The organism is Streptomyces luteosporeus, from assembly GCF_039532865.1.
Classification (GTDB): Bacteria; Actinomycetota; Actinomycetes; order Streptomycetales; family Streptomycetaceae; genus Streptomyces; species Streptomyces luteosporeus.
This window is the reverse complement of record NZ_BAAASL010000002.1, coordinates 378,932-393,860: the sequence shown is the minus strand read 5'-3', so window position 1 is coordinate 393,860 and position 14,929 is coordinate 378,932. Positions and strand designations below refer to the sequence as shown.

Annotated in this window: 13 protein-coding genes; 5 read left to right on the top strand and 8 right to left on the bottom strand. The window is 73.7% G+C overall.

What is annotated here, in order from left to right:
* The first annotated feature begins 51 nt into the window (after nucleotides 1-51).
* A complete protein-coding gene (locus tag ABD361_RS03955; protein ID WP_344433232.1) occupies nucleotides 52-2,523 on the top strand; it encodes a DEAD/DEAH box helicase in 2,472 nt (823 codons plus the stop codon).
* Between the two features lie 22 nt (nucleotides 2,524-2,545).
* Here the strand turns inward: ABD361_RS03955 and ABD361_RS03950 are convergent, their stop codons facing one another.
* The 7 genes from ABD361_RS03950 to ssd all read right to left on the bottom strand — a co-directional run bounded on the left by ABD361_RS03950 (nucleotide 2,546) and on the right by ssd (nucleotide 7,510).
* Nucleotides 2,546-2,917: an Rv3654c family TadE-like protein gene (locus tag ABD361_RS03950; protein ID WP_425583138.1), complete on the bottom strand. Its 372-nt coding sequence runs from the start codon at nucleotides 2,915-2,917 to the stop codon at nucleotides 2,546-2,548.
* Entirely contained in the window at nucleotides 2,895-3,239 is a 345-nt protein-coding gene (locus tag ABD361_RS03945; protein WP_344433230.1) for a TadE family type IV pilus minor pilin, read from the bottom strand. The genes ABD361_RS03950 and ABD361_RS03945 overlap by 23 nt, the downstream gene beginning before the upstream one ends.
* Nucleotides 3,226-3,441, bottom strand: a complete 216-nt coding sequence (locus ABD361_RS03940; protein ID WP_425583136.1) for a DUF4244 domain-containing protein — start codon at nucleotides 3,439-3,441, stop codon at nucleotides 3,226-3,228. The genes ABD361_RS03945 and ABD361_RS03940 overlap by 14 nt, the downstream gene beginning before the upstream one ends.
* 109 nt (nucleotides 3,442-3,550) lie before the next feature.
* Nucleotides 3,551-4,348, bottom strand: a complete 798-nt coding sequence (locus tag ABD361_RS03935) for a type II secretion system F family protein (RefSeq protein WP_344433229.1) — start codon at nucleotides 4,346-4,348, stop codon at nucleotides 3,551-3,553.
* Nucleotides 4,345-5,247: a type II secretion system F family protein gene (locus ABD361_RS03930; protein ID WP_344433228.1), complete on the bottom strand. Its 903-nt coding sequence runs from the start codon at nucleotides 5,245-5,247 to the stop codon at nucleotides 4,345-4,347. Before ABD361_RS03930 ends, ABD361_RS03935 begins: the two co-directional genes overlap by 4 nt.
* Nucleotides 5,247-6,404 carry a TadA family conjugal transfer-associated ATPase gene (locus ABD361_RS03925; RefSeq protein WP_344433227.1) on the bottom strand — a complete coding sequence of 386 codons (1,158 nt, stop codon included), beginning with the start codon at nucleotides 6,402-6,404 and terminating at the stop codon, nucleotides 5,247-5,249. Before ABD361_RS03925 ends, ABD361_RS03930 begins: the two co-directional genes overlap by 1 nt.
* Entirely contained in the window at nucleotides 6,401-7,510 is a 1,110-nt protein-coding gene (gene ssd, locus ABD361_RS03920; protein WP_344433226.1) for a septum site-determining protein Ssd, read from the bottom strand. Before ssd ends, ABD361_RS03925 begins: the two co-directional genes overlap by 4 nt.
* Before the next feature lie 450 nt (nucleotides 7,511-7,960).
* On the opposite strand from ssd, the gene ABD361_RS03915 reads away from it, so the two are divergent.
* Nucleotides 7,961-8,872: an HAD family hydrolase gene (locus tag ABD361_RS03915; RefSeq protein WP_344433225.1), complete on the top strand. Its 912-nt coding sequence runs from the start codon at nucleotides 7,961-7,963 to the stop codon at nucleotides 8,870-8,872.
* A 238-nt stretch (nucleotides 8,873-9,110) separates the two neighbouring features.
* Here the strand turns inward: ABD361_RS03915 and ABD361_RS03910 are convergent, their stop codons facing one another.
* Entirely contained in the window at nucleotides 9,111-9,932 is an 822-nt protein-coding gene (locus tag ABD361_RS03910) for a Fic family protein (RefSeq protein WP_344433224.1), read from the bottom strand.
* Nucleotides 9,933-10,033: 101 nt separating this feature from the next.
* Between ABD361_RS03910 and ABD361_RS03905 the strand changes: the two genes are divergently transcribed.
* The 3 genes from ABD361_RS03905 to acs all read left to right on the top strand — a co-directional run bounded on the left by ABD361_RS03905 (nucleotide 10,034) and on the right by acs (nucleotide 14,797).
* Nucleotides 10,034-11,023 (top strand): ATP-binding protein, encoded by a 990-nt coding sequence (locus ABD361_RS03905; protein WP_344433223.1) that lies wholly within the window; start codon nucleotides 10,034-10,036, stop codon nucleotides 11,021-11,023.
* Nucleotides 11,024-11,236: 213 nt separating this feature from the next.
* Nucleotides 11,237-12,718 (top strand): carbonic anhydrase, encoded by a 1,482-nt coding sequence (locus tag ABD361_RS03900; protein WP_344433222.1) that lies wholly within the window; start codon nucleotides 11,237-11,239, stop codon nucleotides 12,716-12,718.
* Between the two features lie 93 nt (nucleotides 12,719-12,811).
* The gene (acs, locus tag ABD361_RS03895; RefSeq protein WP_344433221.1) at nucleotides 12,812-14,797 is read left to right on the top strand and encodes an acetate--CoA ligase; all 1,986 of its coding nucleotides are present in this window, start codon (nucleotides 12,812-12,814) and stop codon (nucleotides 14,795-14,797) included.
* Nucleotides 14,798-14,929 lie beyond the last annotated feature (132 nt).

Genomic DNA, 14,929 nt, shown 5'->3' with positions numbered 1-14,929 from the left:
TCCTCCAGCACCTTGCATCGAGCGGTCGCCCCCCATGGATCGGCAGCCGCGATGGCATTCAATCACTTACCGGCAGGCGCGCACGACGCCTTGACGCCATTGTCCGTCAAGCCAGTGACACACTCGATGTCGATGGCCAACGATCAACTCCCGCCGGAGGCGGGCGTGCACCCCTCTCCCCGAACGATCCTGGACCGGCTCGCCACGGGGCCGGGCAGGGCTGCACGCATCACTCATACGGAGCACTTGCCCCCTCGTCCCGGACGTCATGCTCCCTGGCCCGAGAAGATCCGGCCGGAAGTGATCGAGGCCATCCGCACCACCGGCATCGAGCGCCCCTGGGCGCACCAGGCGCTCACCGCGGAGCACGCCCTGCGCGGCGAGTCCGCCGTGGTCGCCACCGGCACCGCCTCGGGCAAGTCCCTCGCCTATCTGGCGCCCGTGCTCAGCACCCTGCTGGACGGCGCGGAGGCCCCCAACGGACGGGGCACCACCGCGCTGTACCTCGCCCCCACCAAGGCCCTCGCCGCCGACCAGCGCCGCGCCGTGCGCAGCCTGGCCGCCCCCTTGGGCAAGAGCGTGCGCCCGGCCGTGTACGACGGCGACACGCCGGTGGAAGAACGCGAATGGGTGCGCCAGTACGCCAATTACGTGCTCACCAACCCGGACATGCTCCACCGCTCCGTCCTGCCCGCCCACCCCCGATGGGCCTCCTTCCTGCGCGCCCTGCGCTACGTCGTCATCGACGAGTGCCACACCTACCGCGGCGTCTTCGGCTCCCACGTCGCCCAGGTGCTGCGCCGGCTGCGGCGCCTGTGCGCCCGCTACGGCTCCGAGCCCGTCTTCCTCCTCGCCTCCGCCACCGCCTCCGACCCCGCCACCGCCGCCGGCCGGCTCACCGGGCTGCCGGTCGCCCAGATCACCGACGACGCCTCCCCGCGCGGCGACGTCGTCTTCGCCCTGTGGGAGCCCCCGCTCACCGAGCTCCACGGCGAGCGCGGCGCCCCCGTCCGCCGCACCGCCACCGCCGAGACCGCCGACCTTCTCACCGACCTCGCCGTCCAGGGCGTGCGCACCGTCGCCTTCGTCCGCTCCCGGCGCGGCGCCGAGCTGGTGTCCCTGATCGCCCAGGAACGCCTGGCCGCCGTCGACCGCTCCCTCCCCTCCCGCGTCGCCGCCTACCGCGGCGGCTACCTCCCCGAGGAACGCCGCGCCATCGAGCAGGCCCTCCACACGGGCGAACTCCTGGGCCTGTCCGCCACCTCCGCCCTGGAACTCGGCGTCGACGTCGCCGGCCTGGACGCCGTACTCCTCTCCGGCTACCCGGGCACCCGCGCCTCCCTCTGGCAGCAGGCCGGCCGCGCCGGACGTACGGGCCGCGGTGCCCTGGCCGTCCTCGTCGCCCGCGACGACCCCCTGGACACCTACCTCGTCCACCACCCCGAGGCGCTGTTCCGGCAGCCCGTGGAGTCCACCGTCCTCGACCCGGACAACCCCTACGTCCTGGCCCCCCACCTGTGCGCGGCAGCCGAGGAACTCCCCCTCTCCGAAGCCGACCTCTCCCTGTTCGGCCCCGAGGCCCGGGGCGTCATCTCCCAGCTGGAGGCCCGCAAGCTGCTCCGCCGCCGGGGCGCGGTGTGGCACTGGACCCGCCGCGAGCGGGCCGCCGACCTCACCGACATCCGCGGCGAGGGCGGCCGCCCCGTCCAGGTCGTGGAGGAGGGCACCGGCCGGCTGCTGGGCACCGTCGACCGGTCGGCCTCCCACTCCACCGTCCACGAGGGCGCCGTCCACCTCCACCAGGGCCGCAGCTACCTGGTGCGCCACCTGGACCTGGAGGCGTCCGTCGCCCTGGTCGAGCAGGCCGACCCGCCGTACTCGACCACGGCCCGCGACACCACGGCCATCAGCATCCTGGAGACCACCACCGAGGTGCCCTGGGGCGACGCACGGCTGTGCTTCGGCTCCGTCGAGGTCACCAACCAGGTCGTCTCCTACCTGCGCCGCCGCCTGATCACCGGAGAGATCCTGGGCGAGACCAAGCTCGACCTGCCGCCCCGCACCCTGCGCACCCGGGCCGTGTGGTGGACCGTCACCGAGGACCAGCTCGATGCCGCCCGGATCGACCCCGAATCCCTGGGCGGCGCCCTGCACGCCGCCGAACACGCCTCCATCGGCATACTCCCCCTCTTCGCCACGTGCGACCGCTGGGACATCGGAGGCGTCTCCGTGCCCCTCCACCCCGACACGCTCCTGCCCACCGTCTTCGTCTACGACGGCCACCCCGGCGGCGCCGGCTTCGCCGAGCGCGCCTTCCACACCGCCGCCCGCTGGCTGGACGCCACCCGGGAGGCGATCGCCTCCTGCGAGTGCGAGACGGGCTGCCCGTCCTGCATCCAGTCCCCCAAGTGCGGCAACGGCAACGACCCCCTGGACAAACGGGCGGCCCTGCGCCTGCTCACCCACCTCCTGAAGGACGCCCCGCCGGCCCAGGACGCGCCAGCGGCCCAGGAAGGCGAGTGAATCGCCGGCACCACCTACGGCATCACCCCGTGAAGGCGCCGGGCGCGTAGGCCGCTTCCGGCGGGCCCGCCCGGGCCCGGACCCGTAGGGTCCAGGGGCCGGCCCCTGCCTCGGCCGCCACCTCGGCGATCTCGCCCCTCACTCCGCAGCGCACCACCGCGGCCCCTTGGGCGGCGGCGACCCTGCGGGCCAGCCCGCAGGCCGCGGCCTGCCCCTCAAGGGCGTGGTCGGCGGCAGCCAGCACCGCCAGGTCCGCCGCTCCTCCCGCGCGGTGCCGCGCCAGCACCACCTGCCCCATGGCCAGCAGCGCGGCGAACACCGCGCAGAACGCCGTCGCGGCCACGGCCACCCATACGGAAGCCAGTCCCCGGTCATCCCACCGTCTCCTCTGCAAGAGCCACCGCCTCCCCGGTCAACCGCACTGCCAAGGGCCCCGGGCCGGCCGCCCGGGCCTCGACGCGCACCCGCACCATGTCTCCCTCCCGCGTCACGGCGACCTCCGCGTCGCGCGGAGCGGCCGACCTGGCCGCCTCGACCACGGCCGGCGGGGGATCCTGCCGGGCCGCGGCCCGCGCCCCCGCCCGGGCCGCGTCCACGCACTGGATCTGCGCGGACGCGGCCATCAGCCCCCAGATCAGCGCCAGGGCGAAGAACGCCAGCGCGGGCAGCGCGACCGCGGCCTCGGCGGTCACATAGCCGCCGTCAGAACGTCGCATGGAGCGCCTTGACGATCAGCTGCTGCAACGCCCCGCTGACCGCCCCGCTGGTGACCACCTTGTAGAGCACGGCCGCCAACGCACACGCGGCCAGCGTGCCCACCGCGTACTCCGCCGTCGTCATGCCCTCCTCGCAGGCGGTCCGCATCCGCGACCGGCGTACCGACCACCACGACGTGACCATCGCCGCCACCGTTGCCATGACAACCACTCCCCCATCTCTTGGTCGTGCGCGTCGTTTCTCGACGCGCCGTCAGATGCCCTTTTCTGCTCTGCCTTGCTCGCCTCGGGCCCTCAGGCCCCTCCGGCCGTCAGCCGGCCCGTATGAGGCCCTCGGCCAGGCCGATGACCACGGGGACGACACCGACCATCAGGAACGCCGGCAGGAAGCACAGCCCCAGCGGTGCGGTCGCCTGCACACCCGCGCGCCGGGCCCGTATGCCGGCGGTCCTGGCCTGCTCGGCGCGCAATCGCGCGGCGAGCCGCGCCATGGGTTCCACCGCCGGGACTCCCGTGGCCTGGGCCCGCTCAAGGCAGCCGGCCAGCGGGGCGGCGCCCGGCAGGGCGCCCAGGCGGCCCCAGGCGACGGCCGGCTCCGCCCCGAGCCGCACCTCGGCGGCCGCCCGGGCCAGCCCGAGGCCCACGGGCCCGCCCAGCGAGGAGCCCACGGCCTCCGCCGCCTCCCGGGGGCCGGCCCCCGCCGCCAGACAGGCCGCCAGAAGATCCGCCGCCAAGGGCAGTTGCCGTACGGCCTCCTCGCCGGGCGCCTCCTTGGCAGCGCGCTCGGCCCGCCGGCCACGGCTCCACAGCCCCCAGGCCGCGACGAGCCCGGCGCCTGCCCCGGTGAACCCGGCCACCAGCCCGAGGAGCCCCGTCCCGACGACCGCGATCGCCACGACGACCCGCCCGTCGGGTGCCGCCACGGCCCGCCGCAGCCCCTGCCCCCGCCGCGCCTTCTCCGCTCCGGTCGGTGGCACGCCCAGTACGGCGGCCAGCCGGCGCCGCCCCGATCTTCCCCGCGCAGCTCTCTTGCCGATGGCGCTCACGCATCCTGCTGCCACCACGGCAAGCACCACCGCCCACAGGCTGTGGACAACGTTCGCGCTCACGTTCCCCTCCCGCTCCCTGGCCCTTCCGCCGCCCGGACGATCCGTCGCGTCCAGGCGATCCCCGCGCACTCGAGCAGCCCGCCGAGGGCGAGGCAGCCCAGCCCCGCGGGGGTGTGCAGCAGCACCCGCAGCGGATCCGCGCCGAGGGCCGCGCCCATCAGCAGGGCCAGCACCGGCAGCAGGGCGAGCATCACCGCCGTGGACCGGGTCCCGGCGAGCTGGGCCCGCAGCTCCTCCCGTTGGTCGCGCTCGGCGCCGAGCGCGGCAGCCACCCGTTCCAGCCCGGCGGCGAGCCCTGCACCCCCGTCGACCGCGACCCGCCAGCACGCGGCGACGCCGTTGAGCCCTTCCGCCCCCGGGCGCCGGCCGGCCTTGCGGAGCGCCTCGGGCACGTCCCCGCCGAACCGCGCGGCCGCCGGCACCGCCGACCAGCCCGGGCCCAGCCCGGCACCGGACCACCCCGCCAGCGCCGCACCGGGATGCCGCCCCGCCCGCAGGTCGCCCGCGACGGCACCGCACAGGTCGATCACGGCCGCCCGACTGCGCTCCCGCTCCCGCTCGCGCCTGACCCCGGCCAGCCGGTGGCGGACGAGGGGCACGGCCGGCAGCGACACCAGCAGGGGCAACACCGAACGACCCAGCACCGCCAGCACGCCCCCGGCCGGCAGGCACCACAGCTCGGGCCGGCCCCGCACGGTCCGGAGCAGGCGCGCGGCACCCTGCCGGGCCCACCCCGGCAGCAGCGCAGCCGGGCCCCCGACCACCGCACCCCCACCGGCCAGCAGCAGCCGCGCCCTGCGCACCGCCGGCCCCTGCCGGAGCCGAAGACCGGCGACCGCCAGAGCGCACAGCAGCAGAACCAGGCACCCCGCGCCCGCCGGACCGGACCACCACGTCATCACGGCGCACCTCCGCCGCGCCCGCACAAAGCGGCCAGCCGCTCCCAGCCGGCGGCTCTTTCGAAGCCGCGCTCGCCCCAGACGGCGGCCGGAACGGTCGTCACGAGCCCGCCGGGGTCGCGGTCGAGGACGTGCACCTCGGCGACCCGGCGCCGTCCGCCACGGTCGCGCACCAGGTGGACGACCACCGACAGCGCGGCGGCGAGCTGGCTGTGCAGCGCCGCACGGTCCAGCCCGGCCGTGGAGCCCAGGGCCTCCAGTCGCGCCGGGACGTCCGAGGCGGCATTCGCGTGGACCGTGCCGCAGCCGCCTTCATGGCCCGTGTTGAGGGCGGCGAGCAGGTCGGTGACCTCGGCACCCCGGACCTCGCCCACGACCAGCCGGTCCGGGCGCATGCGCAGCGCCTGGCGGACCAGATCCCGCAAGGTCACCAGGCCCGTTCCCTCCTGGTTGGCCGGGCGGGTCTCCAGGCGCACGACATGCGGATGGTCGGGGCGCAGCTCCGAGGAGTCCTCGGCGAGGACGATCCGCTCCCCCGGCGCCACCAGCCCGAGCAGGGTCGACAGCAGTGTCGTCTTCCCCGAGCCCGTCCCGCCGGAGACGAGGAACGACAACCGGGCGTCCAGCACGGCCTGCAGGAGCCGGTCGCCGCCGGGCGGCAGGGTGCCGGCCCTCACCAGCTCCTCCAGGGTGAAGGCGCGGGGGCGCACCACGCGCAGGGAGAGGCAGGGAGAGCCGACGGCCACGGGTGGCAGCACCGCGTGGAGGCGGGTGCCGTCGGGCAGGCGGGCATCGACCCAGGGCCTGGCGTCGTCGAGGCGGCGACCGGCGATGGCGGCCAGGCGCTGGGCCAGGCCCCGTACGGCGGCCGCGTCGGGGAAGGCCACGTCGGTGAGTTCGAGGCCGGAGCCCCGGTCGACCCAGACGCGGTCGGGCGCGGTGACGAGCACGTCGGTCACGTCGGGAGCCGCCAGGAGTGGTTCGAGCGGCCCGCTGCCCACCAGTTCGGAGCGCAACCGGGCGGCGACGCCGAGCACTTCGGCGTCCCCCAGCAGGCGTCCTTCCCGGCGCAGTGCCTCGGCGACGCGGGCGGGTGTGGGCTCGGCGCCGCTCTCGGCGAGCCGCAGGCGCACGGCGTCCAGCAGGTCGTGGCTCATGCCGGTGCTCCCGCGCTCTCCGTCAGGGCCTGTGCCCAGAATCCGGCGCTGAAGCGGGCGAGCGGGCCCCGGTCGCCGGCGCCCGGCGGCCTGCCGGCGTCCAGCCCGCCGGCCAGCCCCGGCTCGGGGGGCAGCTCCCCGGCGAGCGGCAGCCCGAGGATCCGCGCGATCTCCTCGGGCACGAGCCCGGAGCCGAACGGCCCGCGAACGACCAGCCGGATGTCGCGCAGCACCATGCCCAGCATCGAAGCCGTCCGGTGGGCGGCTGCCACGGCCCGCAGCTCCGCCGGCACCACCAGCAGCCCCACGTCGAGCTGCCCGATGGCCTCGGCGGCGGGGGCGTCCAGCCTGCGCGGCAGGTCGACGACCACTACCCCGCCGCGCCGGCGGGCGGCCGCCAGGACCGCGCGCACGGCCTCGGGCGGCACGGCGGTGCACTCGCCGCGGTCCCAGCTCAGGACGCGCAGGGAGTGGAGCCGGGGCAGCGCCTCCTCGAGCGCCCGGCCCGCCACCCGGCCCCGGGAGTCGGCGAACGCGGGCCAGCGCAGGCCTTCGGCCCGCTCCCCGCCCAGCAGCACGTCCAGACCGCCGCCGAGCGGGTCGCCGTCGATGAGCATGGTGCGCTGCCCGGTGCGGGCGGCGCCGACGGCAAGAGCACAGGCGAGCGTGCTGGCGCCCGCCCCGCCCCGGCCACCGATCACGCCGACGGTCAGGGCGGGGCGGCCCACCCCCTCGACGGCGTCGGCGATGCGGTCGACCAGCCACGCCTCGCCGTCGGGCAGCAGCGCCACGTTGCGGGCGCCCAGGCCCACGGCGCGCCGCCAGATCCCGGAGTCGTCCATGTCGTTGCCGACGAGCACCACGCCGTCGCGACGGGCGGCCCCGGCCAGCCGGGCCGCGCAGTCGTCCCCCACGAGGACGAGCGGCGCGGTGTCCCAGCCGCTGCCGCGTGCGGGGGTGCCGTGGACGACCTCGGGGACGGCCCCGGCAGCCGCGCAGAGTCTGAGCAGGTCGTCGAGCAGCCCCTCGTCCTCCGTGACGATCAGCGGGCACCGCTGCCTCGCGTCCCCGGCCGGGGCCCGATCGGATGTGCGGGATCCGGTCACGGTCCCTCCCCTCTCACTACGCGCTCTCGCATCCGCGAACGTCGCGGAACTCGCGGGGAATCACCGTGCAACGGACCGGGAAATCGTGTGGATCTTGGTGAAAAACTGTGGACAACTCAACGGATGTGAATATCCCGCTCACCTATACCGGTGACTTCCACAGAGCATCCTGTTGATTACCCTCAGTAACGGGTATCAAGGTCTTGGCTCGCGCGCACACCCGCGCGCACAGAAGGGGAGGAGGCCCGATGGCGACGCCCGAAACGTATCCGGACATGCGACGACCCCCGCCGGGGGGGAGAGCGGGGGTCGTCCCCACGGCCGACTCGGGGGGGGAGGAGTCGGGCCGGGTTAGGCACGGTCGCGAACGATCCGTGACTTCCATGGTGTACCCGAGAGCCTTCTCAGGCAAACCCACACGCCTCAGCTTACGCCGAATGGAGGGCCCCTATGCTCGGCGGCGTGGAAAACCACTCCTTGCCCCGGGCAGCCGCCTTCTTTGATCTGGACAAGACGGTCATCGCGAAGTCGAGCACCCTCACCTTCAGCAAGTCCTTCTACCAAGGCGGGCTGATCAACCGGCGGGCCGCGCTGCGCACCGCCTATACCCAGTTCGTCTTCCTCGCCGGCGGCGCCGACCACGACCAGATGGAACGGATGCGCCGGTATCTGTCGGCCCTCTGCAAGGGCTGGAATGTCCAGCAGGTTCGGGAGCTCGTCGCCGAGACCCTGCACGAGCTGATCGACCCGATCATTTACGACGAGGCCGCCTCGCTCATCGAGGAACACCACGCCGCGGGCCGCGACGTGGTCATCGTCAGCACCTCGGGCGCGGAGGTCGTGGAGCCCATCGGCGCCCTGCTCGGCGCCGACCGGGTCGTGGCCACCCGCATGGTCGTGGAGGACGGCGCCTTCACCGGCGAGATCGAGTACTACGCGTACGGCCCCACCAAAGCGGAGGCGGTCAGGGAGCTCGCCGAATCCGAGGGATACGACCTCTCGCGGTGCTACGCCTACAGCGATTCGGCGACCGACATTCCGATGCTGGAGGCCGTGGGACACCCGCATGCCGTCAACCCCGACCGCGCCCTGCGCCGCGAAGCCACCGCCCGGGACTGGCCCGTTCTCACTTTCAACCGTCCGGTGCGCCTGAAGCAGCGGCTTTCCTCCCTGCCACTGCCCTCGCGCCCCGCACTCCTCGCCGCGGCCGGGCTGGGCGCCGCCGCGGCCACCGTGGGCCTCGTATGGCTGGCCGGCCGACGTGGCACAGCACTGCCTGCATTGCCCGGTTTTGCGGGTAGAAGGAAAAGAACTGCGGCCTCGACTTCCGCTTCCGCGGCGACAGGAGTAAAAAGGACTTAACGGCCCGCGAGACCAGGGACATCCGGGAGGATGCCCTCCACGCACCAAGGCCCCACGGACCGCGCACGGAAGCCGGGCACCCACGCGACGCCGACCCGTCGAATACGGGCCAGCCGCACCAGGCCAAGGGCAAAGCAACCCGGCCTGATGGGCAAATATCGTGCACGCATGGTAACCCGGCCGATGTGCCAGCGGCGGTACCCGAACGGGTGCCGCCGCAACCCATGTCCGGGCCCGCTCAGGCCGCTCCGCGCTGCAACGCCTCGCAGACGGCCGTGCTCTCCCTGACTCCCAGCTCGACCGCACGACCGCAGTGCGCAATCCACGCCGCGAGCCCCTCGGGCGTCCCCGAGACGTAGCCCTCCAGCGCGGTCAGGTACGCCTCCCTGCCCAGCTCGGCATGGCCCACTTCGGCCGGGCAGACGGACTTCGGGTCCAGGCCGCTGCCGATCAGCACGATCCGCTCGGCGGCCCGCGCCACCAGCCCGTTGTACGAACGGAAGGGCCGCAGCGCCAGCAGCTCACCGTGCACCACCGCCGCCGTCACCAGCGCCGGTGCCGAGGTACCCGCGATCAGCAGGGCCGCCAGCCCGTCCAGCCGCCCCGAGACCTCGTCGGCACTCGGTAGGTCCAGCTCAACCAGGGGCTCGGCGACGGATTCCCCCGCCAGCCGCGGACGCCCCACCGACTCCTCCGGCCGGTCACCGCCCGCCGCGACCAGGTGCAGCCGTGCGAGGACGCGCAGCGGCGACTGTCGCCAGATGCTGAGCAGTTGCCCCGCTTCGGCGGTCAGGCGCAGCGCCGCACCCACCGTCCTGGGCTCCCCGTCGCCGCTGAAGTCGGTGCGGCGGCGGACCTCTTCGAGCGCCCAGTCCGCTCCGGACAGCGCGGCCGAACCCCGGGCGCCGCGCAGCGCCGCCTCGGAGGTGATCTCGTTACTGCGGCGGCGCATCACCCGGTGGCCGTACACCCGGTCCACCGCCTTGCGTACGGATTCCACGGCGTCGGCGACGCCCGGGAGCGAGCCCAGGGCGGCGAGCGGATCGGCTGTCGTACTCATGGGTACGACACTACGCACTTCGGCTCTACACCCCCCGAAAGAGTGGTCCTCTTCACTCACGATTCTCACTCAGCGCTCCCCTGCATCTACGCTAGGTGAACATGAAGATCGCTTTCGTGGGGAAGGGCGGCAGCGGCAAGACCACGCTGTCCTCCCTCTTCATCCGCCGCCTCGCCGCCGGCCGCGCGCCCGTCATCGCCGTGGACGCGGACATCAACCAGCACCTGGGCGCGGCGCTCGGACTCGACGAGGAGGAGGCCGCCGCACTGCCCGCCATGGGGGCCCGGCTGCCCCTGATCAAGGACTACCTCCGGGGCTGCAACCCGCGCATCACCTCGGCCGAGACCATGATCAAGACGACCCCGCCGGGCCGGGGCTCGCGCCTGCTGCGCATCGACGAGGACAATCCCGTCTACGCCGCCTGCGCCCGCACCGTCCCGCTGGACGAAGGGGCCGTGCGCCTGATGGTCACCGGTCCGTTCACCGAGTCCGACCTGGGCGTGGCGTGCTACCACTCCAAGGTGGGCGCGGTCGAACTGTGCCTGAACCACCTCGTGGACGGCCGCGACGAATACCTGGTGGTCGACATGACGGCGGGCAGCGACTCCTTCGCCTCCGGGATGTTCACCCGCTTCGACATGACCTTCCTGGTCGCCGAGCCCACCCGCAAGGGCGTGTCCGTCTACCGTCAGTACAAGGAGTACGCGCGGGACTTCGGCGTCGCCCTGAAGGTCGTCGGCAACAAGGTGCAGGGCCAGGACGATCTCGACTTCCTGCGTGCCGAGGTCGGCGAGGACCTGCTCACCACGTTCGGCCACTCGGACTGGGTGCGGGCGATGGAGAAGGGCCGCCCCCCACGCTTCGAACTCCTGGAGGAGGCCAACCAGCAAGCGCTGCGCGTCCTGCAGGACGCCGCCGACGCGTCGTACGAGCAGCGCGACTGGCAGCGCTACACCCGCCAGACGGTCCACTTCCACCTCAAGAACGCCGAGAGCTGGGGTAACGCCAGGACGGGCGCCGACCTCGCGGCTCAGGTCGACCCCTCCTTCGTACTGGACGAGCGGGCCTTGGCCGCACCCCAGCCCGCCTGACCGCGCGGGCCCTGCGGCCCGGCCGGGGTCATGAAGCCGGGGCCGTAAACCGGGGCCGTAACCGGAGCCGTAAAGCCGGCCATAAAGATGCCTATTCACTCGTTCGACGGACGCTCGCGCGGCCGGGACCCCAAGCCCTTTACTCTCCATTACCATTCATTTACTCGGAGTTGATGCTCGCTCGCCCGGACCTTCTTGCAGACAGGACCGACCATGCGCACGCACACCAGCCGGCTACGGGATCTGTCCGCCTCCCTCCCCACCGCACTCGCCGCGCTCACCGTCGCGCTGGGCGCCGTCCTTGCCGCCGCGGCTCCCGCCCTGGGTGGCCCGGCGGCCATGGCAGCAGGCGCCACCGCCGGCGGGCTGCTCGCGCGGAAGGCACGGCAGGCAGCCGGCCTCGCGGTCGTCGCGGTGATGGCTTCGGCGGAACTGGTGCACCACTTCGGCTGGCGGACCGCGAGCGCGGTCGTCGCACTCGGCGGCCTGGCCCTGCTCGCTCTGGGTACGGCCCGCACGGCAGCTGCGGTCCGGGCGGTGCACCCGGCGATCGTGCAGGGCCTCCTGGCCGGCACCGGCACCACGGTCGCCCTGGCTCCCGTCCTGCCCGCGCCCCGGCTGGCGGCCGAAGGCCGTGGCGTATGGGCGCTGCCGGGGCTGCCGGGCGTGGCAGCGCTGACGCTCTTCGCCTCCGTGCTCGCGGCCACGCTCGCCATCGCTCTCGAAGCCCTGAAGGCCGCGGCCCCGTCCGCACCCGTCGCAGAACACCGCTCGGCCGGGACGGCGCTCCCGCCGACCCTTCCCTCACGCCACGCCGTCGCGTCCATGTGGCCCAAGATTTTTTCCCTGCATGGCGCCCTGTTCGCTGCGACGGCCGGCTCCGTCCTCCTGTTCGGTGTCGTGCCCGCCCTCGCCGGGGTGGCCCTGAGCGTCGCGCTCGTCTGCCTGCCGCGGTGTGCACGCCGCCTGCGTCCCCACCCTCCCGAACCGACCGACGAACCGGCAGGCCTTCCTGTGCAGACCGCCGTCCCTGCCCACCACGAGCCGGGACCACCGCCGGCAGCGCAGGGCACCCACCTCGTGCTGGCCTGCACCGACTCCGGCCCGGCCCCCGCCGACGCCACCCCCGACGGCGCCTACTCGTTGTGCAACGTCGGCAATCTGGTGCCGCCGCCCCGCGACGACGGCCGGCTCGACTGGGTCACCGCCGCCCTGCAGTACGCCGTCGAGACGATGAAGGTTGCCGCCATCACCGTGCGGGGGCACTCCGACTGCGCCGCCATGCGGGCGCTGCTGGACCTGCCACCCCCGCGCCCGGGCGCCCAGGCGACCGGCTCCACTGCCGGCCGGGCCCCGCTCACCGCCTGGCTCTCCCACGGCCGCCCGAGCCTGGCCCGCATGCAGCGCATCAGCAGGCGCGGGCGCGGAGACGTGGCCCTCGCCGGCCGGGCCGTGGCGGACGACGTGGAACGGCTGGCCCTCGTCAACGTCATGCAGCAACTGGACCACCTGATGGCCCACGCCTGCGTGGCCCGCCGGGTGGCCGAGGGGTCACTGCTCCTGCGGGGCACCTACGTCCACGCCCAAGAGGGCACGACCTACGTCCTGGACCGCCGCTCGCACACGTTCACGGCTCCCCGGGCCTCCGCGCCACCCTGTCTGACCTCGGCCGATCACCTCGGGCAACAGGTCTAAACCAGTTTTTACCAACAACCCTTGTCAGGGTGCACCCCGGCCTGATGAGCTAGGGCCCGGGACGCAACGAAGCCCCTGGGAAAGGGAGATGTCGTGAGCAACGAAAGCCTGGCCAACCTCCTCAAGGAGGAGCGCCGCTTCGCGCCGCCTGCCGGCCTGGCCGCCGAGGCCAACGTCACGGCAGCGGCCTACGAACAGGCCAAGGCTGACCGGCTGGGCTTCTGGGCGGCCCAGGCGCGCCGCCTGTCCTGGGACACCGAGCCGACGCAGACGCTCGACTGGTCGAACCCGCCCTTCGCCAAGTGGTTCGCCGACGGCAAGCTCAACGTGGCCTACAACTGCGTCGACCGCCACGTCGAGAACGGCCTCGGCGACCGCGTCGCCCTGCACTTCGAGGGCGAGCCGGGCGACACCCGGTCGATCACCTACGCCGAGCTGCAGCGCGAGGTCTCCCGGGCCGCCAACGCCCTGACCGAGCTCGGCGTGCAGGCCGGCGACCGCGTCGCCATCTACCTGCCGATGATTCCCGAAGCCGTGATCGCCATGCTGGCCTGTGCCCGCATCGGTGCGCCCCACTCGGTCGTCTTCGGCGGCTTCTCCGCGGACGCGCTGGCCACCCGCATCAAGGACGCCGACGCCCGCGTCGTCATCACCGCCGACGGCGGCTACCGCCGCGGCAAGCCCTCCCCGCTGAAGCCGGCCGTCGACGAGGCCCTCGGCCGACCCGGCACCGAGAACGTGCGCAGCGTGCTCGTCGTGCGCCGCACCGGCCAGGAGGACGTCGCCTGGACCGAGGGCCGCGACGTGTGGTGGCACGACCTGGTGGGCCGTCAGTCCGACCAGCACACTCCGCAGGCCTTCGACGCCGAGCACCCGCTGTTCATCCTGTACACCTCGGGCACGACGGGGAAGCCGAAGGGCATCCTGCACACCTCCGGCGGCTACCTCACCCAGACGTCGTACACCCACCACGCCGTCTTCGACCTGAAGCCCGAGACGGACGTCTTCTGGTGCACCGCCGACGTCGGCTGGGTCACCGGCCACTCGTACATCGTGTACGGGCCGCTGAGCAACGGCGCCACCGAGGTGCTCTACGAGGGCACCCCGGACACCCCGCACCAGGGACGCTGGTGGGAGATCGTCCAGAAGTACGGCGTGACGATCCTGTACACCGCCCCGACCGCCATCCGCGCCGCCATGAAGTGGGGCGACGACATCCCGGCGGGCTTCGACCTGTCCAGCCTGCGCATCCTCGGTTCGGTGGGCGAGCCGATCAACCCCGAGGCCTGGGTCTGGTACCGCGAGCACATCGGCGCTGGCCGCACGCCCGTCGTCGACACCTGGTGGCAGACCGAGACCGGCAGCATGATGATCACCCCGCTGCCGGGCGTCACCGAGACCAAGCCCGGCTCGGCCCAGGTGCCGCTGCCCGGCATCGCCGCCACCGTCGTCGACGACGAGGGCCACGAGGTGCCCAACGGCTCCGGCGGCTACCTCGTCCTCACCGAGCCCTGGCCGTCGATGCTGCGCACCATCTGGGGCGACGACAAGCGCTACATCGACACCTACTGGTCCCGCTTCCAGGACCGCTACTTCGCCGGCGACGGCGCGAAGAAGGACGAGGACGGCGACATCTGGCTCCTGGGCCGCGTCGACGACGTCATGCTCGTCTCCGGCCACAACATCTCCACCACAGAGGTCGAGTCGGCCCTGGTCTCCCACCCGAGGGTCGCCGAGGCGGCGGTCGTCGGCGCCACCGACCCGCAGACGACCCAGGCCATCTGTGCGTTCGTCATCCTGCGCGGCACGGCGGCGGACGCGGCAGGCGACGAGGCCGACGAGGCGGGCCTGGTGGAGGAACTGCGGGCGCACGTGGGCAAGCAGCTGGGCCCGATCGCCAAGCCGAAGCGGATCCTGCCGGTGGCGGAGCTGCCGAAGACCCGTTCCGGCAAGATCATGCGCCGGCTGCTGCGCGACGTCGCCGAGAACCGTGCCCTGGGCGACGTGACCACGCTGACCGACTCCTCGGTCATGGACCTCATCCAGGCCAAGCTCCCCGCGGCCTCCAGCGAGGACTGACACCCGGCGAGGACCGGCACCGGCGAGGGATGTCACCAGCAACCTCCCTGGTCACAGGCTCGTCGGCCACCCGATCGCCGCGAAGGGCGCCCGGCTTCCACCGGGCGCCCTTCGCTCGTTCGGGCTACAGTG